This window comes from Mesorhizobium sp. M7A.F.Ca.US.010.02.1.1, assembly GCF_004023085.1.
Lineage (GTDB): Bacteria > Pseudomonadota > Alphaproteobacteria > Rhizobiales > Rhizobiaceae > Mesorhizobium.
The window spans coordinates 319235-336296 of the sequence record NZ_RZRV01000003.1 but is presented as its reverse complement, the minus strand read 5'-3'; the positions used below and the strand labels follow the sequence as shown (position 1 = coordinate 336296).

Genomic DNA, 17062 nt, shown 5'->3' with positions numbered 1-17062 from the left:
GCGTCTTCCAAGCCTTCTTCAGACATCAGAAAATAGAAACAGTCGACCTCAACCTCTGCAGACGATAAGTGACAAAACTGTTCGCGATGTCCTCGCACACCTGTTCGCGATGTCTCCGGTCCAAACACCCCCTTGCGGGGGAGATGTCCGGCAGGACAGAGGGGGGTGTGACGGAACGGGCCTTCGCTATCTGCGCGCCTAAATCATCTCCAGCCCGCGTTTGCGCGTCGGTGGCGGAAAGCCACGGTCGAGATCGGCGATGTCCTGAGGCGTAAGCTTGATGTCGAGCGCGGCGACATTCTGGCGGACGTGCTCCTGGCTGCTGGCCTTCGGAATGGCGATGACGCCGGCCTGATGCATCACCCAGGCCAAGGCGATCTGGGCGGCCGTGGCGTTGTGGCGGGCGGCGACGGCGTCGAGCCTGGCATTGCGCGCCAGCGCGCCCTGCTCGACCGGCGAATAGGCCATCAAGGGAATGTTGCGCTGCCGGCTCCAACGCGCCAGGTCGAATTCGAGGCCACGCCGGACCAGATTGTAGAGCACCTGGTTGGCCTGGACACTGCCGCCATCGGGCAAGGAGGTCAGCTCTTCCATCTCGTCGGTGTCGAAATTGCTGACGCCCCAGTGGCGGATCTTGCCGGCCTTTTTCAGGGCCTCGAAGGCCGCGACGGTTTCCGTCAATGGCACGCTGCCGGGCCAATGCAGCAGATAGAGATCGATGCGGTCGGTGCGCAGGCGTTTCAGGCTGTTTTCGCAGGCGCGCTGCACGCCCGCGCGCGAAGCATTTGATGGCAGAACTTTCGAAACCAGGAAGGTCTCGTCGCGGCGCCCGGCAATGGCTTCGGCCACCACCTCCTCGGCGCCGCCGCTGGCATACATTTCGGCGGTGTCGATCAGTGTGATGCCGAGGTCGAGGCCGAGCTTGAGGGCGTTGACCTCAGAGGTGCGGCGATTGTTATTCTCGCCCATCTTCCATGTGCCCTGGCCAAGCACCTGAACTGCTTCGCCAGAGGGCAGTTTGGTGGTTCTGATGGTCGATGGCATGGCGGGCTCCAGTTGGGGCTGGATCGCATCATAGGCTGGACGAGAAATCCAGAGGCGTTCTCGCCGCGCTGGCTATGGCTGAAGACTTACTTCACCGGATGGGCGGCGAGCCAGGCCTGCATCTGCTTGATCTCGGCTTCCTGCGCGGCGATGACGCCTTCGGCGAGCTTGCGGATTTCCGGGTCCTTGCCATTGGCAAGTTCGACCTTGGCCATGTCGATCGCACCCTGATGGTGCGGGATCATGCCTCTGACGAAATCGACGTCGGCATTGCCGGTATAGTCGGACGCCATCATGTCGGCATGCATCTTGTCCATCGCCGCCTTGTAGCCTTCGGTCGAAGGGCTGGTCGCATCCGCCGCCATAGCGCCCATGTCGTGTTTCATTTCCTCACTCTGCGCCGGAACGCTTTCGAGGAAGACGGCAACCAGCATTCCGGCCGCCATCAGCAGCAGCACGAGTTTTTTGGCCAAGGTCATTCATGGTCTCCTGTTGAGTGGTTTCGTATTTGGGGGCTTGGATCAGAGTTTCAATGTTCTCAGCCGCAATGCGTTTGCGATCACCGACACCGAAGACAGACTCATCGCCGCGGCCGCCAGCATCGGCGACAGAAGCGTGCCGGTGAGCGGATAGAGCACGCCGGCGGCGACCGGCACGCCCAGCACATTGTAGAGGAAGGCGAAGAACAGGTTCTGACGGATGTTGCGGATCGTCGCCTGCGCCAGCGTGCGGGCGCGCACGATACCGTTGAGGTCGCCCTTGACCAGAGTGATACCGGCGCTTTCGACGGCGACATCGGCGCCGGTGCCCATGGCGATGCCGACATCGGCGGCGGCAAGGGCCGGTGCGTCGTTGACGCCGTCCCCGGCCATGGCAACGCCGGCGCCTTTTGCGCGCAGTTCCTCGACAAGGGCTGCCTTCTGTTCCGGCAGCAGGCCGGCGCGGACCTCGTCGATGCCGAGGCTTCTGGCGATCGCGTTGGCCGTGCGTTCATTGTCGCCGGTTGCCATGATGATCCGCAAGCCGCTTTCATGCAGCGCCTTGATCGCCTCGGCCGTCGTTGCCTTGATAGGGTCGGCGACGGCGACGATGCCGGCCAGTTTTTTGTCGACAGCGACGAACATCGCCGTCTTGCCTTCGAGTTGCAACGCCTCGGCCTTGGCCGAGATGGATGCGATGTCGACGCCAAGGTCGGCCATCATCGCGGCATTGCCGAGCGCGACCGTCTTTCCCGAGACCGAACCGGACACGCCCTTGCCGGTGACCGCCTCGAAGGCGCTGGCCTCGGCAACTGTCACGCCGCGCGTAGCGGCGCCGTCGACGATGGCTTCAGCCAGCGGATGCTCCGACCCCTTCTCCAGACCGGCGGCAAGCGCCAGCAATTCCTCCTCGGAAAAACCGTTTGCCGCAACGACATCGGTCAGCTTCGGCCGGCCTTCGGTCAGCGTCCCCGTCTTGTCGACGATCAGCGTGTCGACGGAAGCGAAGCGTTCGAGTGCTGCGGCCTCCTTGATCAGCACACCGGCATGCGCTCCGCGCCCGGTGGCGGTCATGATCGACATCGGCGTGGCAAGGCCGAGCGCACAGGGGCAAGCGATAATCAGCACCGACACCGCCGAGACGATGGCAAAGATCAGGCTGGGCTCGGGTCCAAACACGGCCCAGGCGGTGAAAGCGACAATCGCGACAAGGACGACGGCCGGGACAAAGTAGAAAGAAACGCGATCGGCCAACCCTTGAATCGGGGCGCGCGAGCGCTGCGCCTTGGCGACGAGCTCGACGATGCGCGCCAGCGTCGTCTCGGCGCCAACCTTCTCAGCGCGCATGATCAGCGCACCATTCTTGTTGAGCGTGCCGCCGGTCAGCGCATCGCCCTCGACCTTCTCGACCGGCAACGGCTCGCCCGTGATCATCGATTCGTCGATCGAGGACCGCCCTTCCAGCACCGTGCCATCGACCGGCACGGCGTCACCGGGGCGTATGCGCAGGCGATCGCCGGCCTTGACGGCGTCGAGGGGCACGTCGTTTTCGGAACCATCGGCGGCAATCAGCCGCGCGGTCTTCGGCGCCAGATCGAGCAAGGCGCGGATCGCCGAACCGGTCTTTTCACGGGCGCGCAGCTCCAGCACCTGACCAAGGAAGACCAGCGCAACGATGACGGCGGCAGCCTCGAAATAGACGGGCACCGCACCGCCATGGCCGCGGAACTGATGCGGGAAAATGTCCGGAAACAGCGTGGCGACGACGCTGTAGAGATAGGCAGCGCCAACGCCGAGCGAGATCAGCGTCCACATGTTGGGGCTGCGGTTGACCAGCGAGTCCCAGCCGCGGTGGAAGAAGGGAAAGGCGGCCCAAAGCACCACCGGACTTGCCAGGACCAGTTCGATCCAGACCTTTGTCCGGTCCTCGACCAGGCCTTCAAACATCAAGCCGATCATGGGCGCCATTGCGATGATCAGAAGGGGGACCGAAAGGACAGCGCTCACCCAAAACCGCCTGGTGAAATCGACCAGCTCGGGATTTGGCCCTTCATCGCCCGTCGGCACGCCCATCGGCTCCAGCGCCATGCCACAGATCGGGCAGGATCCTGGCTTGTCGCGGATGATTTCGGGATGCATCGGGCAGGTGTATTGCGTGCCTTTGGGCATCGGCTGCGGTGCCGGCCTGTCGCCGAGATATTTTTGCGGCTCCGCCTCGAATTTCGCCTGGCAGGCGGCCGAGCAGAAGTAAAAGCCCTGGCCTTCGTGGCGGGCAAAGTGCCTGGCTGTCGCGCGATCGACGCTCATACCGCAGACCGGATCGGTGGCCGTCAGGAATTTTTCCGGCTCGGCGACGAATTTCGTGCGGCAGCCCTGGCTGCAGAAATGATAGGGATGGCCATCATGCTCGGTCGTCGGCTTGCCGGCGACCGGATCGACAGTCATGCCGCAGACCGGATCGCGGACGACGCTCTTCGTGGTGGGCACGGCGCCTTTTGTCGAGCAGCAGCTACTATGCGCGTGATGATCGTGATCGGAATGCGTCATTCGAAAATGCCTTGATTTATCGGCGTGTGACGTGGAGATAGGGCTTCCAGTAACTGGAAGGTCAAGGGCTGTTTCGACTTTTCTTCTCCGGTCCACGGCGCGTCCATCCTCCCCCAGAAAAAGTCTCACGCGGCAACACCACGCCTGCTAGAGAGCGAGCGTCCCGGGGGTGAGATTTTCTTTGGCAATGAAGCGTCTGGTCATCAATCTCGATCGGTCTCCCGATCGCCTTGCCCGTGTGACGGCGGAGTTTGCCCGCATCGGCGTCCCGTTCGAACGCGTTCAGGCCATCGACGCACGGGATCGGCCGGACCTGGACCAGCTGCCGCAAAATGTCGGATATCGGAACAGGCTGCCATTGACTGACGGCGAGATCGCCTGCCTGCTCAGTCACCGGGCCTGCTGGGCCGCCATAGCGCAAGGCGACGCTCGCTACGGGGCAATCTTCGAGGACGACATCGTCTTTGCCGCGAAAGCCGGCGCATTGCTTCGCGACAGCAACTGGATTCCAGCCGATGCCGAAGTCGTCAAGCTCGAAAGCTATTTTTGCAAGACCGTGATCCGACGCAAGCGCATTGACATCGGTCACGGCTTTTCCACATCCAAACTCGACGCTGGACATATAGGAACCGCCGGCTACATCATCTCCAGGCAAACCGCGCTCGACCTGATCAAGGCCACCGAGGAGATCGGCATCGCTGTCGACGACCTTGTCTTCAACCCCGAGTTTTCGGTTTTGCGAGGCGAGACAATCTATCAGCTTGTTCCTGCGCTCTGCGCGCAAGATCAGTTCCTTGGCGACAGGGCGCTCCAATTGCCAAGCCTGCTCAGGGAAAAGCGGGATATCCAGTGCGCCGCCGGGACCGGGAAACGCAGAAAGACAGCCATAGCGAAGGTCAAAGCCGAGGCTCGGCGGATAGGCAAGCGCATTGTCGATTTCTGTCGACTGAAGCGGAGAATGGTTATTCCATTTACTTATCCGAGCCAAAGCTCAACCGGGTCTTGAACCGGCTTTCAACGCCCCATACCCAGCGCCACGAAAACGCGCTATAGACGCCGCCGAACGGCAAGGCCGACTGGATATATGGCAAGAATCTCCCTGAAGCTCGACGAATTGATCGACGGCGAAGCCTTGCGCCGCGAGATGACCGCGCTGACCGCGGCCACGGCGGATGATGGCTCAGGGCAGGCCGCGCGCAATGGCGTGCTCCAACTGCTCAAGGGACGACTGGCGGAAGGGCGCGCCATTGCCGAACGAATGCTGATGGACGATGGCGGCGGCAGCGCCTGCGCGGCGCGGCTGTCGCATCTCATGGACGAGATCATCCGGGCGCTTTACGATTTCGCCGTCACCCATGTCTACCGGGTCAAGAACCCGTCCTCGGCGGAGCGCATGGCCGTCGTCGCTGTCGGCGGCTACGGCCGTGGAACGCTGGCGCCCGGATCCGACATCGACCTTCTGTTCCTGCTGCCCTACAAGCAGACGCCGTGGGGCGAACAGACAGTCGAATACATGCTCTACATGCTGTGGGACCTGGGGCTGAAGGTCGGCCACGCCACCCGTAACATCGACGAATGCCTGCGCCTGTCGCGCACCGATGTCACCATTCGCACCTCGATCCTCGAAGCACGTTTCCTGTGGGGCGAGGAAAAGCTCTATGATGAACTGATGCTGCGGTTCGATCATGAGGTGGTGCGCACGACCGGCCCCGAATATGTCCAGGCCAAGCTTGCCGAACGCGATGACCGCCATGCCAAGGCCGGCGAAAGCCGCTATCTGGTCGAGCCCAACGTCAAGGACGGCAAGGGCGGCCTGCGCGACCTGCAGACGCTGTTCTGGATCGGCAAATATTTCTATCGGGTGCGTACCGGCGAGGAACTGGTCGACAAGGGCGTCTTCACCGAGGGCGAATACCGCGAGTTCCAGAAGGCGGAGGATTTCCTGTGGGCGGTACGCTGCCACATGCATTTCCTCACCGGCAAGGCCGAAGAGCGGTTGCATTTCGACATCCAGCGCGAGATCGCCGAACGGCTCGGCTACACCACACACCCCGGCCTGTCGGCGGTCGAGCGCTTCATGAAGCACTACTTCCTCGTTGCCAAGGACGTCGGCGACCTGACCCGCATCTTCTGCGCGGCGCTCGAGGAGGAGCAGGCCAAGCACGTTCCTGGCTTCAACCGCATCTTCCTGACTTTCTCCAGGCGCAAACGCAAGCTGGCCGGCACCTCCGATTTCATTGTCGACAACCACCGCATCAACATCGCCGACGACCAGGTGTTCGAGCGCGATCCGGTCAATCTGCTCAGGCTGTTCTGGTTCGCCGACAAGCACGGTCTGGAATTCCACCCTGACGCGCTCAAGCTGCTGACCCGTTCGCTCGGCCTGGTCAACAAGTCGCTGCGGCGCGACGAGGAGGCCAACCGGCTGTTCCTCGACATATTGACCTCGGATCGCAATGCCGAACTCAATCTGCGTCGCATGAACGAAGCCGGACTGCTCGGCAAGCTGATCCCGGATTTCGGCAAGATCGTCGCCATGATGCAGTTCTCGATGTACCACCACTACACGGTGGACGAGCATCTGATCCGCTGCATCGGCGTGCTGGCCGAGATCGAGCGCGGCGACGGCGAAAAGGTCCACCCCCTCTCGCACACGCTGATGCCGAGCCTGAAGAAGAGCCGCGAAGCGCTCTATGTCGCCGTACTGCTGCACGACATCGCCAAGGGCAGGCCGGAGGACCATTCCGAGGCGGGGGCCAGGATCGCCCGTCGGATCTGCCCGCATATGGGGCTGTCGCCTGCCGATACCGAAACCGTGGCCTGGCTGGTCGAGAACCACCTCGTGATGTCGATGACGGCGCAGACCCGCGACCTCAACGACCGCAAGACCATCGAGGATTTTGCCGCGATCGTGCAGTCGGTCGAGCGGCTGAAGCTGCTTTTGATCCTCACCGTCTGCGACATCAGGGGTGTCGGACCCGGTGTCTGGAACGGCTGGAAGGGCCAGCTGCTGCGCACGCTCTACTACGAGACCGAATTGCTGCTGACCGGCGGGTTTTCGGAAGTGTCGCGCGCGCAGCGCACGGCGGCGGCGCGCGAGCGCCTGGCCGAGGCGCTTGCCGACTGGCCGGACAAGGCCCGCAAGCGCTATGTCGGCCAACACTACGAGAATTACCTTTTGACCGTCGATCTCGCAGACCAGTTGCGCCATGCCGAGTTCATCCGCGAAGCGGACGTGTCAGGCAACAAGCTTGCCACCATGGTCAAAACCCACCAGTTCGAGGCGGTGACCGAAATCACCGTGCTGGCGCAGGACCACCCCCGCCTGCTCTCTGTCATCGCCGGGGCTTGCGCCGGAGCCGGCGGCAACATTGTCGACGCGCAGATCTTCACGACGTCGGATGGCCGCGCGCTCGACACGATCCTGATCAGCAGAGAATTCGATCGCGACGAGGACGAGCGCCGGCGCGCCGAACGTGTCGGCCGGCTGATCGAGGACGTGCTGTCGGGCAAGAGCTGGCTGCCGGAAATGATCGAGAAGCGCACCAAGCCGCGGCGCGGCTCCAAGGTGTTCAAGATCCCACCGCGTGCCGAAATCCGCAACACGCTGTCGAACCGTTTTTCGGTCATCGAGGTCGAGGGCCTCGACCGGCCGGGACTGCTGTCGGAGATCACCGGAACGCTTTCCGACCTGTCGCTCGACATCGCATCGGCCCACATCACCACCTTCGGCGAAAAGGTCATCGACACTTTCTATGTCACCGATCTCACTGGCCAGAAGATAGATAGCCCGGCCCGCATCGCCACCATCCGCAATCGGCTGATGGCAACGCTCGAAGGCATCGTGCCCGAACGCGGCGGCAAGCCCAGGGCGGCGGCCGAGTGACAACGACCATCACTTTGTCCCAATTGCGCAGGCAGTTCCCAAAAGCATGAGCCTCGTCAAGAAATTCGCAACGGTCGCTTCCGGCACGCTGATGAGCCGCGCGCTCGGTTTCGGCCGCGAGATGCTGATGGCTGCTGCACTCGGTACCGGACCGGTTGCCGATGCCTTCAACGCCGCTTTCCAGTTTCCCAACACCTTTCGCCGGCTGTTTGCCGAGGGGGCCTTCAACGCCGCCTTCGTGCCGCTGTTCGCCAAGGAGATCGAGACCCACGGTACCGAAGGCGCCAAGCGCTTTTCCGAGGAAGTGTTCGGCGTGCTGTTCACGGCGCTGCTGGCGCTGACGATCATCATGGAACTGTCGATGCCGCTGATCGTGCGCTATCTGGTGGCGCCGGGTTTTGCCGGCACGCCGGGGAAGTTCGACACCACGGTGACGCTGGCAACGATCATGTTTCCCTATCTGATCTGCATGTCGCTGGGCGCGATGATGGCGGGCATGCTGAATTCGCTGCGCCGCTATTTCGCCGCCGCGGTGGCCCCGGTGTTCCTCAACATCATCCTGATCGGCGTGCTCGCCTATGCCTGGTACAAGGGCTCGGATGCCCTCACCGTCGGCTACGGGCTGTCCTGGGGCGTGCTTGCCGCCGGACTGGTGCAACTGGCGATCGTCTGGGTGGCGGTGCGCCACGCCGGCATCTCGATCGGCTTCCGCCGGCCGAAAATGACGCCCGCGGTCAAGCGGCTGCTGATCCTGGCGCTGCCGGCGGCCATCACCGGCGGCATCACCCAGATCAACCAGCTGATCGGCACGGCGATCGCCTCGGCACAGAACAGCGCGGTGTCCTCGCTCGCCTATGCCGACCGCATCTACCAGTTGCCGCTCGGCGTGGTCGGTGTTGCGGTGGCGATCGTGCTGTTGCCCGAACTGTCGCGGGCGCTGAAGTCGGGCAATCTGATCGAGGCGGCCAATCTGCAGAACCGCTCGGTCGAGTTCACGCTGTTCCTGACCTTGCCGGCAGCCGCGGCACTCTGGGTGATGTCTGAGCCGATCGTGCGGCTGGTCTATGAGCGCGGCGCGTTCGCCGCCAACGGATCGACGCCGACGGTGGCGGCGATCCTGGCGATCTTCGGCCTCGGCCTGCCGGCCTTCGTGCTGATCAAGGCGTTCACCCCAGGCTATTTCGCCCGCGAGGACACGCGCACGCCGATGATCTTTGCCGCCATCTCGGTGGCGGTGAACGTCACCACGGCGCTGACGCTGTTTCCACGGATGGGGGCGCCCGGCATTGCGGTGGCCTCGGCCGTCGCCGGCTGGGTCAACGCGGTGATGCTGCTCGGCGTCTTGATCCGGCGCGGCCATTGGGGCCGCGACGTACCGCTGATGAAGCGCATTCCACGTCTGGTGCTGTCCGCCGTGGTGATGGGCGCTGCGCTCTATTTTGCCGAACACTGGTTCGCCATCAGGCTTGGGCCGGGCTCGCCGCTGGTGGTCAAGGCGGCGACGCTGCTGTCGCTGGTTGCCGGTGGGGCGCTGCTTTATTTCATCACCGCGTTTGCCACCGGCGGCGCCGATTTCGGGATGATCCGGCGCAATGTCGGACGGAAAGGATCGCCGCCGACTAGGGAACAGTCTCCAGATCCGTGAGCCGGAATTTATTGCAATGTCCCACCCCTCATTGCGACGATAGCGGCTGCTTCGACAAACATTAGTCTTCTCCAGACAATTCGTCGTAGACGGAGGGTGGCAAGGTGTTGCGCGCCTGCCCCCTCAGTTCAATTCCGAGTTCGGCCCGAAGCCGTGCCGCGGTCTCCAGCGGCGTCTCGCGGCTGCGCCTGCGCTGCAGTGCCTCTTGCATACCGACCACGCCGGCGGGGCGCTTCTGACCTTCAGATCCGGTGGGCATTCAAGGCGTCTCCTCCAAGGTCGCTATGTAATGCACCCGGCTGCCGCTCGCGTACATGATGAAGTGCTTGTTGCCAAAGCGGTCGTTTTTGACAGTGAGCGACGTAGGAAGCGCGGAGCGTTTCGTGGCAATGGGGTCGTGGCGACGGGTGGCAGATGGCTCGCGGCTAGCCGCGATAGAAGCACGACTAATTGCCCTTCGGCCAGCGACTTCTCTGGGATGGAATCCTCCCATTGATCGGGCGCCCCGTGGCGTACAATCTTCCAAACTCGCGCCAAGTCTCCGGCCCCTGCTTTCCGCGAAGCATATAGGTGCTTTTGCATATTTCAAATTTCAAACTGAGACACTCCCGGTTTCTTGTCCCCGTTCCTTGTAGTCTGCTCCAAGGCCCAATGGCCTCTTGATCCTCTCACCGCTCTCGTCCATAAGCGCGCCGTCGCAAGACTTTCGCCGCGCGCGGTTTCCAGCCGCGTGATTGGCTCCGAAAAGTCTGCAACTTTTCGGAATCACGCTTATACGGCCCTCCACAAGCCATGAGGACAATCATGACCGCCTTCAAGCCACTCGTCTTTTCCGGTGTCCAGCCGACCGGCAATCTGCACCTCGGCAACTATCTCGGCGCCATCAAGAAATTCGTCGCCCTGCAGGAAACCTCCGATTGCATCTATTGCGTCGTCGACCTGCATTCGCTGACAGCTCAACTCGTTCATGAAGACCTAGCCGACCAGACGCGGTCGATCACCGCTGCGTTCCTGGCCTCGGGCATCGACCCGAAGAAGCACATCGTCTTCAATCAGTCGCGGGTCATGCAGCATGCGGAGCTCGCCTGGATCTTCAATTGCGTGGCGCGCATCGGCTGGATGAACCGCATGACGCAGTTCAAGGACAAGGCCGGCAAGGACCGCGAGAACGCGTCGCTCGGCCTGCTAGCCTATCCTTCGCTGATGGCTGCCGACATCCTGCTCTACCGTGCCACCCACGTGCCGGTGGGCGAGGACCAAAAGCAGCATCTGGAACTCACACGCGACATCGCGCAGAAATTCAACAACGACTTCTCCGACCGCATCGCGGCCCTTGGCATCGGCGTCGAGATGCAGGTCGGCGAAGAGACCGTGAACGGCTATTTCCCGCTGACCGAGCCGGTCATCGGTGGGCCGGCGGCGCGCATCATGTCGCTGCGCGACGGCTCCAAGAAAATGTCCAAATCGGACCCGTCGGATTTGTCGCGCATCAACCTGACCGACGATGCCGATGACATCTCGAAGAAGATCCGCAAGGCCAAAACCGACCCGGAAGCGTTGCCGAGCGAGCTGGACGGCCTGGCCGGCCGGCCCGAGGCGGAGAACCTGGTCGGCATCTATGCGGGTCTCGCCGAGATGTCGAAGGCGGATGTACTCAAGGAATTCGCCGGCCAGCAGTTTTCCGTGTTCAAGCCGGCCTTGGCCGATCTTGCAGTGGAAAAACTGGCGCCGATCGCCAGCGAGATGCGCCGCATTTCGGATGACCGCGCCTATGTCGACGCGGTCCTCAAGGATGGCGGCGAGCGCGCCGGCGTGCTGGCCGAAGCGACGATGAAGACGGTGCGCGACATTATCGGCCTGCTGCAGGGCTGATCGCGACATCGGGTGCACTGGCACAAGGCCGGCGGCTTGCCGCCGGTCCCCCGCAGTGGCAGATTGCGGCCGCACGACACCGAGTAGATAGACATGGTCTCCAAACGCCTCAGCCGCGAAGCCGGCCATCGCAGGAAATTCCTGACGATCATCGACGACACGCCGGAATGCGAGCGCGCCGTCGCCTATGCCTCGAAACGGGCGCAGAGCACCAGCGGCACGCTGGTGCTGCTCTATGTCATCGTGCCGGACGATTTCCAGCATTGGCTGGGTGTCGAGAAGATCATGCGCGAGGAAGCCAACGCCACGGCGCGCGCCGCACTCGACAGCTATGCCAACAAGGTGCGCCAGAAGCTCGGCATCGAGCCCGAGATGGTGGTGCGCGAAGGCAAGCCGACGGAAGAGATCCACAAATTGATCGAGGAAGACCAGGACATCGCCATCCTGGTGCTGGCCGCCGGTGCGGGCAAGGAAGGCCCGGGGCCGCTGGTCGGCGCCGTGGCCGGCAAGGGTGCCGCCTTCCCGATCCCAGTGACTGTGGTGCCGCAGAACCTGTCGGACGAGGAAATAGACAGCCTGGCCTGAGATTTTGCTCTTCAGGTGATGCCGCTCCGATTTTGGGCGCGAAAAAACATTCCGCCAGCCAGCCGTTCCGGCGATGCGTTTCGCTTGAATGTCCATCCAATTGAGCCTATTTAGAATTGTTCCAAACTAGATGCCCAAACGGGCACGGAGACGGCCATGTTCATCCAGACCGAATCGACGCCAAACCCGGCGACGCTGAAATTCCTGCCCGGCAAGGAAGTGCTTCTGGAAGGCACCGCCGATTTCCGCGATGCCGACAGCGCCGCCGTCGCCTCGCCGCTGGCCGGCCGGCTGTTCGAAATTCCTGGCGTCACCGGCGTTTTCTTCGGCTATGACTTCATCACCGTGACCAAGGATGGCCCCGACTGGCAGCATCTGAAGCCGGCGATCCTCGGCGCCATCATGGAGCATTTCATGTCCGGCGCGCCTGTCATGACCAAGGCTGGCCCGGCCGCAGAGACCAGCCAGACCGGTGAGTTCTACGACAAGGCCGACGAGGAGCTGGTCATCACCATCAAGGAACTGCTCGATACACGGGTGCGCCCGGCGGTCGCCCAGGATGGAGGCGACATCACCTTCCGCGGCTTCGAGAACGGCACGGTGTTCCTGCACATGAAGGGCGCCTGCGCCGGCTGCCCGTCCTCGACGGCGACGCTGAAGCACGGCATCCAGAACCTTCTGCGCCATTTCGTGCCGGAAGTGCAGCAGGTCGAGCAGGTCTCGTAGAGACCTCCTTCTCGAGGCATTAGAGGCAAACAACAAAAAACCGGGCCGAATTGCCCGGTTTTCTGCTTGGGACGTCCGTTGTTGCCTAGACGGTCCGCGTACGAAAACTGCCTCTAGAGAACGATGACCTTGGCGCCGACCGAGGCGCGGTCATAGAGGTCGATAATGTCCTGATTCATTAGGCGGATGCAGCCAGACGACATAGCCTTGCCGATCGAATTCCACTCCGGGCTGCCATGCAGGCGATAGCCTGAATCGCCGCCCTTGTTGAACAGGTACATGGCGCGCGCGCCGAGCGGGTTCTTCAGGCCCGGCTCCATGCCGCCGGCAAACTTTTCCAATTCCGGCTGGCGCTGGATCATCTGCCTCGGCGGTGTCCAGGTCGGCCATTCGCGCTTGAGCGCAATGTGGGCGGTGCCATGCCACTCGAAGCCCTCGCGGCCGACGCCGATGCCGTAGCGAATGGCCCTGCCGTCGCCCTCGATGAAGTAGAGGAACTTGTTCTGCGTATCGACTATGATCGTGCCCGGCTTTTCCGGGCTGTCGTAGTTCACTTCCTGCCGATGGTACTTCATCGGCACTTTCTCGATCGGGATCCGCGGCAGCTGATAACCGGCGTCGGTGACCGCGCCGTAGTCGTTGGAGAAGATCTGCGAGCCGATGGTGCTGCAACCGGCGATAGCAGTGGAGAGCGCCAGTGCGGCGATGATTGCAAACGACTTCATGCGCATCAGGTGATCCGGTGCCCCGCCCAAATTCGGCGGCACGAGTCGGCCGCTCTCTCATCGTCATTCATGCTGGCATTTGCTTTGCTTGCCAAGCGCGCGATGCCTATATGCCTGCCTTGACGTACCGGTAAGCGTATCACTATGGCATTTTGGCAACAGGACTCACAGGATTGTGAAGCAAATTCAAGGGGCCTGCTCCATGGGCTCCTGGAAATCGAGGAGAACCGTCATGAATGTCGGTGACGCCGCCCACCGCTCCGGCCTGCCGGCCAAGACTATCCGCTACTATGAAGAGATCGGCCTGATCGCCCCGGCGCGGGCCGCCAACGGCTACCGCGATTATTCCGGAGACGACATCCATCGGCTGGCCTTCCTGCGCCGCGCGCGCAATCTGGGCTTTTCCATCGACGATTGCCGCCAGTTGATGGCGCTTTACCAGGATCGCAGCCGCGCCAGCCACAACGTGCGCGAAATCGCCGCCGCCCATGTCACGGCGATCGAGGAGAAAGTGCGCGAGTTGCAGTCGATGCGCTCGACGCTGCAGAAACTGATCCATGCCTGCCACGGCGACGAAAGGCCGGATTGTCCGATCCTTGATGACATGGCGGGAGCGGCGTTGCTCAGCGACAGGGGCACCTCTGCGGCTGCATAATGACCCTACGTCGACGAGGCCCGACGCCTGGTCGACTCCTGCCGGGAGGACGTCCACAAATGGTCTCGATGAGCGTCGAACTGCGCAATATGGGGGGCAGGCAGGCGGCCATGGGCTGGGCCGGCGGCCACACGATCATCGTCGACCGGCCCGAAGGCAAGGCCGGCGGCATGGGCCTGGGCTTCAATGGCGGCCAGCTGCTCGCCCTGGCGATCGGCGGCTACTTCTGCAACGACCTTCGCTACGTTGCCGAGGAAATGGGCATAACGCTCAACAAGATCGCCGTGACCGTGACGCTGAACCTCGAAGGCAAGCCTTTGCTCGCGACTTCGTCAACCATGACGGTTTCCTGCACGACGCTGGACGGCTCCGACCCGGCGGAGATCATCACAAGGGCCGCGGCGATTTCCACGGTCAGCAACTCCCTGCGCCAGGGCGTGCCGGTGAGCATCGAAACGGACGCAACGGCGACCGGCTTGTCGGAGGAATGATCCCCGGGAACAGGCGCATTTGGCCGCGTGGATTGTCAGAGATCGCTAAATAGGCCCACCGCCGGCACAGCAGAGCGACTGATCCAATTTTCTTCGGCATCTGGGCGCGTCAATCTGACGCGCTATGTCTTCCCTTGTTGCAATGATCAACGATGGAGATTGGCATGGATCGGCGATTGTTTCTGACTAGAATGCTTGGGCTGGCAGGGGCTGCGACCGTCGTCGCAATCGCGCGTCCTGCCACCGCCTTGGCCGGCATCCCCAATACGGGGCCGGGCATTCTCGATGAGCTCGACAAACCGTCCGACGACATTCTCGACCCGGATGGTCCCGATGTCCAGGACGGCGTCGAGTTCGTGCGGCACCGCAGGTGGCACCGCCGCCGTCGTCGACGCGGGTGGAGGCGGGTTTGCCGTCGCTATTGGCGCCACGGTTCCTGGCGCCGCAGGTGTTTCCGCAGATCCTTCTGAATCCACTTCTGACGAGACCTGCAACGCGAAGGTCCCGGAGTCCGCCGGCGCCTTCGCTATCGCTGCAGGCTTGAACCCAATCGGTAAAAAAGGCCCGCCGCCCCTCGGCAGCGGGCAGGTCCTGGAGTGCCGGGGGATCAACCCGGCATGGGTCAACGAGCGGGTCACCGGTTGGTTGCAGGGATCGGCCCGGTAGCCTTCCTTTGGGTGGACCGCCACCGGGCCTGACCGGAGCGGGGTGTATTGGGGGAGCCCCGGCTGCTTCGAAAATATCACCTTTCACTTATATTCTCTCTAGCTAATTAACAGGAGCGACGCAGCCCGGAGTGTAGCTGGGTGGCCTCATCGGACAGGCGCGCGCCCTTGCAATCGACGAGACCCTGCGCCGCTCGCGGCGAGGCACGATCACGGGAAAGTGAACGTGACGCCATCGTAGCGTTCTGATCATTAGATGCCTCCCGCCACTGGAGGTTCATCGAATGCCAGCTTATGCCATTCTTGCCCTGGCTATTGTCGGTGAGGTCATCGCGACCAGCGCGATGAAGGCCTCGGAAGGCTTCACCAGGCTTGGCCCGTCGATGTTGGTGCTGCTCGGTTACGCCACGGCGTTTTTCTTTCTGTCCCAGGTGCTGGACCGCATACCGGTCGGCGTTGCCTATGCAGCATGGGCGGGCGGCGGCATTGTTCTGGTCGCGCTGGTCGCTTGGATTGTCTACGGGCAACGGCCCGACGTGGCAGGTTTTGTCGGCATGGGCCTGATCTTGGCTGGAGTGCTGGTTTTAAACCTGCTGTCCAAAACGGGCGTTCATTGAGGTCCGACAACTACACGATCGCCTACATAAAGGCGGTTATATATTTGACAGGCCTAACGCCAAAATGGCCGGCGCAGGTTGCCGGATGAATGATGATCCGCGCCGGCCACTGCGGCTTCTTTGAGGGGTTGCCGCCTGCCGGGAGCTAGAGCGCGCGAATTGGCCGGCAATTGAGGCCCAGCCGCTTGGTTAAAAACGTACAGTGAATCCTTATTGAAGCCACCTCACAGCGTATTAAAATCCCAAGGTCACCGGCTACGGGTTAACGGCGCACCGGTGGTTGAGAGTAACGCTAAGCTCCCGCCCTTATGGATGGGAGGTTGGCCATGTCTCAGTTCGATAGCTCGGTATCGGCTTTTGATTGCGATATTTTGCGCAGCGCGTTCATAAAAATCGTCATCCAGAAGAACATTCCAGAGGACAAATGGCGGGCCGAGGCCGAGCTTTTGATCCGGGAGTATACGGATAGCGACGACATCGAGCCCGGTTTAGCGGAATGGATCGCGCGGAAGTAGCCCGCGATGAAAGAGTGGAAGCCCGACGATTACCTGAAAGCGCCCACATAAAACAGGTTCAAACCGTGAACAGAATCTGGCATGGTGCCTGGCATGCCGATCATCTCCCCCATCCCCATCAATCCTCTCATCGACGGCCGCCAGTCCGAACGCGCCATGCTGGTGCGGCGCGGCGTACAGCGGCTGCTCATGGATATGGGCGCACATGTGTTGCCCGAGCTGTCGCTGGCCACGGGCCGCCGCGCCGACCTCGTCGCGCTGACCCGGCAGGGCGATATCTGGATAATCGAGATCAAATCCTCGATCGAGGATTTCAGGGTCGACCGCAAATGGCCCGACTACCGGCTGCATTCCGACCGCTTCTTCTTCGCCACCCATCCCGGCGTGCCCTCGGAAATCTTTCCGCAGGAATGCGGCTTCATCCTTTCCGACGGCTATGGCGCCGAGATCCTGCGCGATGCGCCCGAGCACCGCATGGCAGCGGCAACGCGCAAGGCGCTGATGCTGCGGGTCGCGCGGGCCGGCGCTTCGCGGCTGCTGGCGGCAGAGCTTGCCGGCGTGTCGGTGCCGGCGCTGGAAGGTGAGAGCGAGTAACGGCCCGTCCTTCAGT

Annotated in this window: 16 protein-coding genes; 11 read left to right on the top strand and 5 right to left on the bottom strand. The window is 62.5% G+C overall.

Going from position 1 to position 17062, the window contains the following annotated elements; genetic code table 11:
* Window positions 1-198: 198 nt before the first annotated feature.
* The 3 genes from EOA19_RS05040 to EOA19_RS05030 form a co-directional block, all read right to left on the bottom strand.
* A complete protein-coding gene (locus EOA19_RS05040) occupies window positions 199-1044 on the bottom strand; it encodes an aldo/keto reductase (protein WP_128302888.1) in 846 nt (281 codons plus the stop codon).
* 86 nt (window positions 1045-1130) lie between these two features.
* Complete coding sequence (locus tag EOA19_RS05035) at window positions 1131-1523, bottom strand: DUF305 domain-containing protein (RefSeq protein ID WP_128302887.1); 393 nt, start codon at window positions 1521-1523, stop codon at window positions 1131-1133.
* Between the two features lie 42 nt (window positions 1524-1565).
* Entirely contained in the window at window positions 1566-4070 is a 2505-nt protein-coding gene (locus EOA19_RS05030; protein ID WP_128302886.1) for a heavy metal translocating P-type ATPase, read from the bottom strand.
* A 187-nt stretch (window positions 4071-4257) separates the two neighbouring features.
* On the opposite strand from EOA19_RS05030, the gene EOA19_RS05025 reads away from it, so the two are divergent.
* The 3 genes from EOA19_RS05025 (at window position 4258) to murJ (ending at window position 9601) form a co-directional block, all read left to right on the top strand.
* Entirely contained in the window at window positions 4258-5076 is an 819-nt protein-coding gene (locus EOA19_RS05025) for a glycosyltransferase family 25 protein (RefSeq protein WP_128302885.1), read from the top strand.
* Window positions 5077-5154: 78 nt separating this feature from the next.
* Window positions 5155-7956 (top strand): [protein-PII] uridylyltransferase, encoded by a 2802-nt coding sequence (locus tag EOA19_RS05020; RefSeq protein ID WP_023811636.1) that lies wholly within the window; start codon window positions 5155-5157, stop codon window positions 7954-7956.
* A gap of 46 nt (window positions 7957-8002) precedes the next feature.
* A complete protein-coding gene (gene murJ / locus EOA19_RS05015) occupies window positions 8003-9601 on the top strand; it encodes a murein biosynthesis integral membrane protein MurJ (RefSeq protein ID WP_023811635.1) in 1599 nt (532 codons plus the stop codon).
* A gap of 61 nt (window positions 9602-9662) precedes the next feature.
* Here murJ and EOA19_RS05010 read toward each other — a convergent pair whose 3' ends face one another.
* Window positions 9663-9860, bottom strand: coding sequence for a hypothetical protein (locus tag EOA19_RS05010; RefSeq protein ID WP_050592693.1), 198 nt, complete (start codon window positions 9858-9860; stop codon window positions 9663-9665).
* Window positions 9861-10405: 545 nt separating this feature from the next.
* On the opposite strand from EOA19_RS05010, the gene trpS reads away from it, so the two are divergent.
* The 3 genes from trpS (at window position 10406) to EOA19_RS04995 (ending at window position 12784) form a co-directional block, all read left to right on the top strand.
* Window positions 10406-11473 carry a tryptophan--tRNA ligase gene (gene trpS / locus EOA19_RS05005; RefSeq protein WP_128302884.1) on the top strand — a complete coding sequence of 356 codons (1068 nt, stop codon included), beginning with the start codon at window positions 10406-10408 and terminating at the stop codon, window positions 11471-11473.
* 93 nt (window positions 11474-11566) lie between these two features.
* On the top strand, window positions 11567-12058 hold the full coding sequence (locus EOA19_RS05000) for a universal stress protein (protein WP_013528063.1): 492 nt from the start codon (window positions 11567-11569) through the stop codon (window positions 12056-12058).
* A 156-nt stretch (window positions 12059-12214) separates the two neighbouring features.
* Window positions 12215-12784: a NifU family protein gene (locus EOA19_RS04995; RefSeq protein WP_128302883.1), complete on the top strand. Its 570-nt coding sequence runs from the start codon at window positions 12215-12217 to the stop codon at window positions 12782-12784.
* A 113-nt stretch (window positions 12785-12897) separates the two neighbouring features.
* Here EOA19_RS04995 and EOA19_RS04990 read toward each other — a convergent pair whose 3' ends face one another.
* Complete coding sequence (locus EOA19_RS04990) at window positions 12898-13515, bottom strand: L,D-transpeptidase (RefSeq protein ID WP_013528066.1); 618 nt, start codon at window positions 13513-13515, stop codon at window positions 12898-12900.
* Window positions 13516-13741: 226 nt separating this feature from the next.
* Between EOA19_RS04990 and cueR the strand changes: the two genes are divergently transcribed.
* From cueR to EOA19_RS04960, 5 genes are all read left to right on the top strand, one after another.
* The gene (gene cueR / locus EOA19_RS04985) at window positions 13742-14164 is read left to right on the top strand and encodes a Cu(I)-responsive transcriptional regulator (protein ID WP_023811630.1); all 423 of its coding nucleotides are present in this window, start codon (window positions 13742-13744) and stop codon (window positions 14162-14164) included.
* Window positions 14165-14223: 59 nt separating this feature from the next.
* Window positions 14224-14655, top strand: coding sequence for an OsmC family protein (locus tag EOA19_RS04980; RefSeq protein ID WP_128302882.1), 432 nt, complete (start codon window positions 14224-14226; stop codon window positions 14653-14655).
* A 949-nt stretch (window positions 14656-15604) separates the two neighbouring features.
* Window positions 15605-15937: an SMR family transporter gene (locus tag EOA19_RS04970; RefSeq protein ID WP_128302880.1), complete on the top strand. Its 333-nt coding sequence runs from the start codon at window positions 15605-15607 to the stop codon at window positions 15935-15937.
* Window positions 15938-16263: 326 nt separating this feature from the next.
* Window positions 16264-16452: a hypothetical protein gene (locus EOA19_RS04965; protein WP_127289952.1), complete on the top strand. Its 189-nt coding sequence runs from the start codon at window positions 16264-16266 to the stop codon at window positions 16450-16452.
* Window positions 16453-16545: 93 nt separating this feature from the next.
* The gene (locus EOA19_RS04960; RefSeq protein ID WP_023811626.1) at window positions 16546-17046 is read left to right on the top strand and encodes an MmcB family DNA repair protein; all 501 of its coding nucleotides are present in this window, start codon (window positions 16546-16548) and stop codon (window positions 17044-17046) included.
* The last annotated feature ends 16 nt before the right edge of the window (window positions 17047-17062 follow it).